Annotated in this window: 9 protein-coding genes; 5 read left to right on the top strand and 4 right to left on the bottom strand. The window is 72.0% G+C overall.

Annotation, left to right across the window (positions count from 1 at the left end; all coding sequences use genetic code 11):
- Positions 1–226: 226 nt before the first annotated feature.
- On the bottom strand, positions 227–793 hold the full coding sequence (locus ACWED2_RS45145; protein WP_449696677.1) for an LmbU family transcriptional regulator: 567 nt from the start codon (positions 791–793) through the stop codon (positions 227–229).
- 269 nt (positions 794–1,062) lie between these two features.
- On the opposite strand from ACWED2_RS45145, the gene ACWED2_RS45140 reads away from it, so the two are divergent.
- The 3 genes from ACWED2_RS45140 (at position 1,063) to ACWED2_RS45130 (ending at position 3,302) form a co-directional block, all read left to right on the top strand.
- On the top strand, positions 1,063–1,491 hold the full coding sequence (locus ACWED2_RS45140; protein ID WP_449696676.1) for a helix-turn-helix domain-containing protein: 429 nt from the start codon (positions 1,063–1,065) through the stop codon (positions 1,489–1,491).
- An 85-nt stretch (positions 1,492–1,576) separates the two neighbouring features.
- On the top strand, positions 1,577–2,059 hold the full coding sequence (locus ACWED2_RS45135; RefSeq protein ID WP_449696675.1) for a hypothetical protein: 483 nt from the start codon (positions 1,577–1,579) through the stop codon (positions 2,057–2,059).
- 4 nt (positions 2,060–2,063) lie between these two features.
- Positions 2,064–3,302 (top strand): MAB_1171c family putative transporter, encoded by a 1,239-nt coding sequence (locus ACWED2_RS45130; RefSeq protein WP_449696674.1) that lies wholly within the window; start codon positions 2,064–2,066, stop codon positions 3,300–3,302.
- Between the two features lie 147 nt (positions 3,303–3,449).
- Here the strand turns inward: ACWED2_RS45130 and ACWED2_RS45125 are convergent, their stop codons facing one another.
- Positions 3,450–5,039 (bottom strand): long-chain-fatty-acid--CoA ligase, encoded by a 1,590-nt coding sequence (locus tag ACWED2_RS45125; RefSeq protein WP_449696673.1) that lies wholly within the window; start codon positions 5,037–5,039, stop codon positions 3,450–3,452.
- A 179-nt stretch (positions 5,040–5,218) separates the two neighbouring features.
- Here ACWED2_RS45125 and ACWED2_RS45120 point away from each other — a divergent pair, with 179 nt between their 5' ends.
- Positions 5,219–5,992 (top strand): maleylpyruvate isomerase family mycothiol-dependent enzyme, encoded by a 774-nt coding sequence (locus tag ACWED2_RS45120; RefSeq protein WP_449696672.1) that lies wholly within the window; start codon positions 5,219–5,221, stop codon positions 5,990–5,992.
- A gap of 151 nt (positions 5,993–6,143) precedes the next feature.
- On the opposite strand, the gene ACWED2_RS45115 is transcribed toward ACWED2_RS45120, so the two are convergent.
- Complete coding sequence (locus ACWED2_RS45115) at positions 6,144–7,319, bottom strand: MFS transporter (protein ID WP_449696671.1); 1,176 nt, start codon at positions 7,317–7,319, stop codon at positions 6,144–6,146.
- Positions 7,320–7,403: 84 nt separating this feature from the next.
- Here ACWED2_RS45115 and ACWED2_RS45110 point away from each other — a divergent pair, with 84 nt between their 5' ends.
- Positions 7,404–8,306: a LysR family transcriptional regulator gene (locus tag ACWED2_RS45110; RefSeq protein WP_449696670.1), complete on the top strand. Its 903-nt coding sequence runs from the start codon at positions 7,404–7,406 to the stop codon at positions 8,304–8,306.
- Between the two features lie 3 nt (positions 8,307–8,309).
- Here ACWED2_RS45110 and ACWED2_RS45105 read toward each other — a convergent pair whose 3' ends face one another.
- A complete protein-coding gene (locus ACWED2_RS45105) occupies positions 8,310–8,978 on the bottom strand; it encodes a TetR family transcriptional regulator (protein ID WP_449696669.1) in 669 nt (222 codons plus the stop codon).
- Positions 8,979–9,064: the final 86 nt, after the last annotated feature.

Below are 9,064 nucleotides of genomic sequence, written 5' to 3'. Positions count from 1 at the left end.
CCTGGGCGAGCGCCACCGAGACGCGGTGGTGGCCGTCGATGATGAAGTGCAGCTCGCCGACCCGGTAGACCTCGATCGGCCTCAATCACGCGAGTTCCGCTTTGAATCACACGAGTTCCGGCTCCGGTCACGCGGGTTCCGGCTTCGGTTACGCGAGTTCCGGCCTTCGTTACGCGGGTTCCGGGCCCGGTCTTCGGAGTTCCGGGCCCGGTTGCGCGGGTTGCGGTCAGCCGGGGGAGCCGGTGGCCGGCACCGCGGACTCCGCCGCGCCGTCGAGCACCGCGACGACCCAGGCCACGAAGTCGGTTTCGGAGGTGGATTCCGCCGCCCGCATCCAGCGTTGTTTCTGGCTGAGCGGCACGGTCATCTGGATCCTCAACGGAGGGTCGGCGATGTCGTCCGCCCCGGAACCGAGCCGCCGGCTCGCCCGGACGCGGTTGCGCAGTTCGTTGCGCGACCAGCCGAACCGTTCGGCCCGTTCGAGCCACTGGTCCTGCTCGGCGGGCGCCAGCGCGGCGAGTTCGGCGTGGTGCTGGAAACTCACCGTCGCCCGCCTGCGGTGCACCGCGAACTGGCGGGCGACCCAGGCGTAGTTGCGCAGCGTCTGGTAGTCGAGCGACGTTTCCTCGATGGCTTTCTTGTACAGGTTGGGATACTTGTCCTGGCCGTAGATCAACCAGTCGCCGAGCCACCACGACGAAGACTCGGACAGTGCGTTGATCTGGTGACCGATCCGGCTCCACTCGTGGATCGGCGTGTCCGGTGGCAGGCTGAAACTGGTCCGCCTGGTCATCGCGGTCGGTGGCAGTGGTGGCTGTGGTGGTGCTGCGACGCCGGGTTCCCGGCGCCGGACTCTGTTTTCGGTGAGCTGCTGCCCGCTTGCTGTCCCCATTTGGACTCCCCAGTAGCGAATCGCCCGTGGTTCACGTGAGTTCATGTTCGCTGCTTGCAGCATAAACTCAGGCGGAGACCAACGTCAACTGAGGTGTAGCCGCGGTGCGTGCTCGTCGCCACTTCAGCTGGTGGATCAGCTAGACTGGGCGGGTGCAAGAGGAGGGATCGATGCCGCAGTCTTCTCCGGGTGGCGAACGAACCCTTGCCGCGAAGATCGACCACCTGTTCCGCACGGTGCGCCCGCGCAGCGGCAAGGAGTACAGCTTCGAGGAGGTCGCCGAGGCCATCCGCGGCAGCGACGGCGCGACCATTTCGGCCACTTACCTGTGGCAGCTCCGCAAGGGCGTGCGCGACAACCCGACCCGGCGGCACCTCGAAGCGCTGGCCCGGTTCTTCGGCGTTCCCCCCGCGTATTTCTTCGACGAGTCGACAGCCACCCAGGTCGATGCCGAACTGGCGTTGGTCGCGGCCCTGCGCGACGCCTCGGTGCGGCAGATCGCGTTGCGGGCTTCGGGTCTCTCGCCCAAGACGTTGAACGCGATCACCCAGTTGGTCGAGAGTGCGCGGGAAATCGAAGGACTGCCGGACGACGGCTGACGAATACGGGTGCCATCCGGGCCCACGGGGCGCCGTGATTCGGGCAGTATGGGGGCCAGGGCCTTTTCGTCCTGGGGGTGGTGTGATGGTGTGGACTTCCCGGCGGCTGCGTCGCCGGTGCGAAGCCATTGCGGCGGAACTGCCGCTGACGAATCCCTTCGACGTCCACGACCTGTGCCGGCAGGTGGCCCAGCGCCGGGGACGTCCGATCCACCTAGTGCCGATCACCGGAATGGGCGAGGCGCACGGCCTCCTGATGGCCACCGATTCGGCGGACCTGATCTTCCACGAAGTCGCGACCTCGTGGCCCCACCAGGAACACATCATCCTGCACGAACTGAGCCACCTGTTGTGCGGCCACTACTGTGAGGACCTGACGGCGGCCGGCCAGATCCGCGAGCTGATCCCGCACCTCGACGCCAAGGTCATCCGCAGCATGCTGGCCCGCACCTCCTACCAGGCCCCGGAAGAACTCGAGGCCGAGCTGCTCGCTTCGGTGGTGCGGCAGCGGGCGGAACTCGTCGGTCCCGACACCATGAACAGCCGGATCAGAGCCGCGTTCGACTGAGCCGATGGTCCCCTTCACCGAGTGGCTCCGCGCGTACGGGCCGGGGTTGCTGGCCTGCCTCGCCGTCGTCATCCGGATCGTCCGCAGCCGGTACCGGCGCCGGGCCCGCAGCGAGGTGACGATCTGGGTCTTCTCGCTGTGCATCGCGTTTTCGCTGGTGCTGCAGGCGCCCTCGGTGTACCGCGCGGCCGGGGACTTCACCGGCGTCCCCAACATCGCCAGGCTGGTCAACCACGGCTGCATGCTCGTCGCCGCGGTGGCCGGGCAGGACTTCCTGTCCCAGATCAACCCGCCGGAGCAGGCCAGGCGGCGGCTGCTGCCGCACATGATCTGGGCGGCGACCGCGTTCGCCGCGATGTGCCTGTTCTTCCTGATGAGCCGCACGGGGGTGAACGACGTCCGGTTCGCGGCCCGGTACGGACGCACGCCGGGGGTGCTGGAGTACTGGCTCGTGTACGTCGCCGGGCTGCTGCCGGCGCTCCTGGGCTCGGCCCGGCTCGCGGTTCGGCTGGCCGCGCGGTCGACCGAGACGGTGATCCGGCTGGGCCTGCGCCTGATCGCCGCCGGCGTCCTCAGCGCGGTGCTCTACCACGTGCACAAGGCGGTGTTCTTCGCGGCGCGGCGCTTCGACCTGAACTACCCCAGGTCCTTCGGCGGCCCGCTGGACCGGTACCTCCCGGCCGTGGCGGCCCTGCTCGTGATCGTCGGCGTCGTGCTGCCGGCGTGGCGGACCCCGGTCGCCGTCAGCAACTACCTGACCCACCTCCGGCTCCGCCCGCTCTGGCTCGCGTTCTACACGGTCGTCCCGCGGATCGCCGTCGAGCCACCGAGATGCCTGCTGCGGGAACTGGTCGACGTCCGTGACATCGGCCTGCGGCTCTACCGCCGGGTGGTGGAGATCCGCGACGGCAGGCTCGCCCTGCGCGCCCACCTGGACCCCGAAATCGCCGCCGCGGCCAGGGAATCGGCGCTCGGCGCCGGGTTGTCCGGGCAGAAGCTCGACGCGCACGTGGAAGCGGTCACGCTGGCCGCGGCCATCCGGGCGGTGGCCGACGGCGCCGAGCCGCCGGGCGAGGGCGCGGTGCTGGCCGTGCCCGGGGGCAGTGACCTGGACAGCGATATCGCCTTCCTCAAGGCGGTGGCCGCCGCGTACCGCCGGCTCGGGCGTGCGGCGGAACCGGAGCAGCGCTCGATGGACGAGCGGGGCGCCGTGCGCGTGGAGGGGGAGGGCGGATCGAAGTGAGTGGCCGACCGGCGCCGCTTCGAGCGCCCTGATCCGCCAACGCCCGACCTCCGGCATCCGGCGCGGTCTTCGCCCCACCCGCACCCTAGGCCCGCCGAGTTGCCAAGGTCACCGGTGCGTCGGGTGCCACCGACCCGCGGCCCGGGGTCACGGCCTGGTGGCGTGCACGCGCGGCCCCGGGGCCGCCGGTTCGTAGGCAATGTCCTTCCCGGTGCGTTCCCAGACGACGTCGGCGCAGTTCAGGCCCTCGCCGGCGAGCAGCCGCTTGACCACCTTGAACGTCGAGGTCCGGGGGAGCTCCCGGACCGTGCGCACGTACCGGGGCACCTGTTTGGGCCCGAGATCGGGCTGGGCGGCGAGGAAGCGGCCGAACCCGGCGGGGTCCAGCGAGGTGCCGTCGGTGACGATCGCGGCCATCACCTGGTCCCCGGTCACCGGGTCGGGCACCGCGTAGACGGCGGCCTCGGTGATCGCGGGGTGCCGCAGCAGGATGCGCTCGATCGGTGCGGTGCCGAGGTTCTCGCCGTCGACGCGGAGCCAGTCGCCGAGCCGTCCGGCGAAGTAGCAGAAGCCGTCGGCGTCGGCGTAGGCGAGGTCGCCGGTGTGGTACCGGCCGTCCCGCAGCCGTTCGGCGTCGGCCCGCGCGTCCCGGTAGTACCCGGCGAACCAACCGGCGCCCGCGGTGTTGACCAGTTCGCCGACCGCCTCGGCGGCGTTGACCAGCCGGCCGCCGGCGTCGAACTCGGCCGGGGGACACGGGCGGCCGGTGTCCGGGTGCAGGATGGCCACGTCGGCGGTCGGCCGGCCCAGTGAGCCGGGCGGGGTGTCGTCGGTGCGGGCGAACCCGACGCCGCCTTCGGTGGAGCCGAACGCGTCGACGACCCTGCAGCCGAAGCGGTTTTCGAACGCGGTCAGGTCGGCGCTCGCGCCTTCGTTCCCGTAGACCAGGCGCAGGGGGTTGTCCGCGTCGTCCGGGCGCGGCGGCGTGGCGACCACATAGGACAGTGGCTTGCCGACGTAGCTGGCGTAGGTCGCGCCGAACTTCCGCACGTCCGGCAGGAAGCCGGAGGCGGAGAACCGGCGGCGCAGGGCGATGCCCGCACCCGCCGCGAGCCCGACCGCCCAGCCGGCCATGATCGCGTTGGAGTGGAACATCGGCATCGTGACGTACACGGTGTCCGAAGTGGACAGACCGAAGCGCTCGGCGAGCATGGCGCCGGGGAACGCGATCTTGCCGTGGGTGCAGCGCACGGCCTTCGGGTCGCCGCTGGTACCGGAGGTGAAGATCAGCATCAGCAGGTCGTCCGCGGTCGCGGGGACCGGCTCGATCGGGTCGTGGTCCGGCGCCCAGGATTCGAGGTCCCGCACGCCGATCCCGCCGAGGTCCAGGCCCGCCAGCAGCGGCCGGTACTTCCGCTCGGCGAGCACGAACCGGCAGTCGGCGAGCCGGATGTCCCGCGCGAGGGCCGCGCCGCGGCGAGTGGGGTTGAGGCCGACCAGCACCGCCCCGGCGAACGCGCAGGCGCCCAGGAGGAGGGAGAACGCCGGCACGTTGTCGGCCAGGATGCCGACGTGGGGCGGTTCGTCCGGGTGCAGCGCCTCGCGAAGTCCGCCGGCCCAGCGCGCGGACGTCCGGACGTGCTCGGCCCACGACCACGTTTCGTCCTCGAACCGCAGGCCCGGACGCTCGTCGCCGGCGCGGGCCAGCAGCAGCTCGGTCACCGTCGGGACGCTCATCCGCGCACCTCCAGGCCATGACGGGCAGAACTGAAACAGGTTCTACTTTTAGCACGGCGACGGCCGCGGGGTCCACTACCCCGATCAGCGGTCCGGCGGCCGGCGCTCGGCCACGTCGTCGAGGAGACTCACCCCGGCAACCGCGGAACACGAGCGTGCCTCCCGGAGTTGACCGTGGCATGAGCCAACTCGTGGACCGCACGATCACCGCCCTCCGCTCCGAACACGACACCCTCGCCGGCCTCGTCCGCGGCCTCTCCGACGACCAGCTGGCCGCGCCCAGCGGGGCCGGCGAATGGACCGTCGCCCAGGTCCTTTCCCACCTCGGCAGCGGCGCCGAGATCGGCCGCGCGCCGATCGCCCGTGCCACCGGCGAAACCGTGGCGGCCGAAGAAAACCGGACGATCTGGGCCCGCTGGGACGGGTCCGCCCCACGCGCGCAGGCCGAGGGGTTCCTGGAGCACAACGGCCGCTGGCTCGAGACCGTCGAGGCGCTCACGCCCGAGCAGCGCTCGTCGCTGACCGTCGACCTCGGCTTCCTGCCGGAGCCGGTGCCGCTGGTGACCGCGCTCGGCATGCGCCTGAGCGAGGTGGCCAACCACTCGTGGGACGTGCGCGTCGCCTTCGACTCCGCCGCCGGGGTCGACGCCGGCTCGGCCGAGGTGCTGCTCGACCTCCTGACCGGGCCCATCGGGTTCATGCTGGGTTTCCTCGCGAAGCCGGCCGAGCTCGCGGACCCGGTGTCGGTCGCCGTTCCCGGTGCCGGGCTGGTGATCGACGACGCGGTCACCGTCGTGGACCACCTCGAGGCGCCGTCCGCGACCTTCACCGGGCCGAAGGAAGCGTTCGTCCGGCTGCTCAGCGGCCGCCTCAAGGCACCGTACGACAAGGACGTCACCGTCGAAGGCAGCGTCACCCTCGACGACCTGCGCCGGGTGTTCCCGGGCTTCTGAGTCACCGGTGGCTCTCGAGGAGGGCGGCCGAGCGCGGCGCAGTGACCGGCGGTGATCTCGTCCGGGACGATGCCGAGCCGCTCGGCCGCCGGCCGGTGGCCGAAGGCCGGCGGGAAGCAGCGGTCCGAGCCGGTCGGCGACCAGCGGTCGGTCAGGGGTTCCGGCGGCGCAGGGCGGGCCCGAGCGCCCGCTGCGCGGCGAACAGCACGAGCCCGCCGAGCGCGCAGGCCGCGCCGAGGACGGTCGCGCCGGCCAGTTCGAGCAGCGCGGTTCCGGCCAGCGGGCCGAGCACCGCGCCGACGCTCCAGGTCGTCGACGCCAGGCCCAGGTAGCCGCCGCGCAGCTCGGCCGGGGCGAGGCCGGCGAACGTGTCGCCGAACCGGACCGCGATCCCGATCTGCCCGAGCGTCCAGACCAGAACCGAGCCGGCGAAGCCCACGGTGCCGTGACTCACGGCGCCGAGCCCCGCGCCGAGTCCGGCCAGGAGCATCGAGACGGCGGACACCGCGTGGGCGGGTCGGCCGGCGAGCAGCCGGACGGCCAGGGGCTGGAGGGCCACGACGGCGATCCCGTTCAGCGCCAGCACTCCGCCGTAGGCCGCCGGGCCGAGGCCGCCGGCCGCCATCAGCAGCGGCAACGTCGTGAAGGTCTGCAGGAACAGCGTGAAGTAGCCGACGTGCAGCACCAGCATCGCGAGCATCAGCCGGTCGCGCAGCACGACCGGCAGCAGCGCCTGCCGTGTCCGCACCGACCCTGCCGGCCGGGTTTCCGGTACCTGGCACCAGACGATCAGCGCCGCGGCCAGCGAAGCGAGCACGTTGATCCAGAACAGCAGCCCGTAGCCGTACTTGGCGAGGACGCCCGCGGCGACCGTGGCAACCGAAAAGCCGAGGTTGGCCGCCCAGTAGAGCATCCCGAACGCGCGGATCCGTTGTCCGGCGGGCAGATCGGCGACCGCGGCCGACCCGGCCGGGCGGAACAGCTCCAGCGTCAGCCCGACACCGGCGGCGGCCGCCCAGATCCCGGGCAGCGTGTCCGCCGAGCCGAGCGCGGTGAGCGCCGCGGCGGCCCCGAGGAAGCCGGCCAGCATGGTGTTGCGCCGGCCGATCCGGTCGCCGAGCCAGCCGCCGAGCACCTGGGAACCGATGTCGCCCAGGCCGGCCGCCGCGACCACCGAGCCCGCGGTCGCGGGGGAGAGGTGCTGCGCCTGGGTCAGGTACAGCACCAGGAACGACCGCACGACGCCGCCGGCGCGGCCGACGAAGTGCGTGGCCGCCAAGGCCCAGACCAGTTTGGGGAGCGCCTGCCGGGTCGCCGTCGTCGTCATGGGAACCACGCTAGGTCCGGCCGACCATCGCGAAAAGCGATGATTTCCGATGGAGTCGATCGCCGTCGGCTATGCTTCTGCGCCATGGCCGACTTCGAGCTGCGCCACCTGCGGACCATGGCCGCCATCGCCGAGGAAGGCACGTTCGGGCAGGCGGCCATGCGGCTCGGGTACACGCAATCCTCGGTGAGCCAGCAGATCGCCGCGCTGGAGAAGGCCGTCGGCGGCGCGGTCTTCGACCGGCCCGGCGGCCCGCGGCCGGTGCGGATCACGCGGCTCGGCGAAGTGGTCCTGGCCCACGGCCGCGAGCTGCTGGCGAAGGCGCAGACGCTGACCGACGCCGTCGACCGGTTCCGGGCCGGTCACAGCCGGATCGACATCGGCACCTTCCAGAGCGTGTCGAACCTGATCCTGCCGTCCGTCATCCGCAGGCTGCTGGACGAGCACCCCGGCTGCGACATCCGGCTGTCCGACGTGCCGCCGGAGGACCCGCACATCGGGGAGCTCGACCTGCTGTTCCACGACGGCCCGGTCGGCGGCAGTGTTGAGCACGTCGAGCACGTCAAGCTGTTCGACGAGCCGTACCTGCTGGTGACGGGCGCGGGCGCGGTGATGGCGGGCCCGGTGCGGGTGAAGCGGCTCGACGGCGTGCCGATGGTCGCCTGGCCGCCCACCCACCACCAGCGGTGGCTGGAGCGCACGCTCGCCCGGGCGGGCGCGCAGCCGCGGTTCGTCTTCCGCACGACGGGCCACGAAACGATCCTGTCGATGGTGCGCGCGGGCATCGGCTGGGCGGTGCTGCCGTGGCTGGCGTTGCACGGCCAGGACGCCTGGTTCGACGACGAGCTGGGCATCCACCGGCTGACGCCGTCGCCGGAGCGCGAGCTGTCCCTGTACTGGCCGGCCGGGCGCACGGAGTCGCCGCTCGCGGTCCGGACCCGGGAGATCGCCGTCGAGGTGGCGCGGGAGCTCGCCGGGCGGATGTGACGGTCAGCCGTTGCGGGCCATGGCTCCGGAAATCAGCAGCGCCAACCCGTGTTCCAGCGCCGGCGCCAGATCCAGGTGCAGTGTGGCCAGTGCCGGGTCGGCCTCGTACGCCGCGCGGGCGCTGGGTGACGGGCGGCTGTGCGTCCACAACCCACCGGTGAGGATCATCGCCAGCAGGCACACCGGCCCCGCTTCGCCGCCGACCTCGGGCACGGCGCCGCGCAGCAGCTCCGCCATCGTGTCCAGCCCGCCGAGGGCCGAGCGCTTGAACCGCACCACGACGTCGGTGGACACGTTGTGCTCCAGCACCCCCGCCTGCGCGCCGATGAGGTCGCACAGCACCGTGCGCCGGGCCAGGGAACGGGCCACCACCGCCGCGAACGCCTCGGCCCGCTCGGGTGCCGGGCGGTGCGGGTCGACGCCCTCGGCCACTTCGCCGGTCACCTCGGCCAGCCACTCGCGCAGCGCGCGGTCCAGCAGCTCGAGCAGCACGGCCTCGCGGGATTCGAAGTAGCGCAGGACGTTCGACTTGGCCAGGCCGACCCGGCGGCTGAGCTCGTTGAGGCTGACCTCGGCCACCGGCATCTCGTCGAGCATCTTCAGCGCCGTGTCGAGGATCGTGCGGCGCCGTTCCTCCCGCTGCTCCGCGCTGCGCGCCCGCTGGAACGTCATGAGACCAGCGTAACGCCCGGAGGCCGAGATTGGAGACCGGCAGTCTCTTGACAACAGACCGACGGTTCCTTAGCGTCGGAGGCATA

The organism is Amycolatopsis sp. NPDC005003, assembly GCF_053600695.1.
The sequence above is the reverse complement of the archived record's forward strand: the minus strand, read 5'-3'. Positions and strand labels throughout refer to the sequence as shown.

Coding starts and splice junctions, on each gene's coding strand:
- ACWED2_RS45145 (WP_449696677.1), bottom strand. CDS start 793: ATGACCAGGCGGACCAGTTTCAGCCTGCCACCGGACACGCCGATCCAC.
- ACWED2_RS45140 (WP_449696676.1), top strand. CDS start 1,063: ATGCCGCAGTCTTCTCCGGGTGGCGAACGAACCCTTGCCGCGAAGATC.
- ACWED2_RS45135 (WP_449696675.1), top strand. CDS start 1,577: ATGGTGTGGACTTCCCGGCGGCTGCGTCGCCGGTGCGAAGCCATTGCG.
- ACWED2_RS45130 (WP_449696674.1), top strand. CDS start 2,064: ATGGTCCCCTTCACCGAGTGGCTCCGCGCGTACGGGCCGGGGTTGCTG.
- ACWED2_RS45125 (WP_449696673.1), bottom strand. CDS start 5,039: ATGAGCGTCCCGACGGTGACCGAGCTGCTGCTGGCCCGCGCCGGCGAC.
- ACWED2_RS45120 (WP_449696672.1), top strand. CDS start 5,219: ATGAGCCAACTCGTGGACCGCACGATCACCGCCCTCCGCTCCGAACAC.
- ACWED2_RS45115 (WP_449696671.1), bottom strand. CDS start 7,319: ATGACGACGACGGCGACCCGGCAGGCGCTCCCCAAACTGGTCTGGGCC.
- ACWED2_RS45110 (WP_449696670.1), top strand. CDS start 7,404: ATGGCCGACTTCGAGCTGCGCCACCTGCGGACCATGGCCGCCATCGCC.
- ACWED2_RS45105 (WP_449696669.1), bottom strand. CDS start 8,978: ATGACGTTCCAGCGGGCGCGCAGCGCGGAGCAGCGGGAGGAACGGCGC.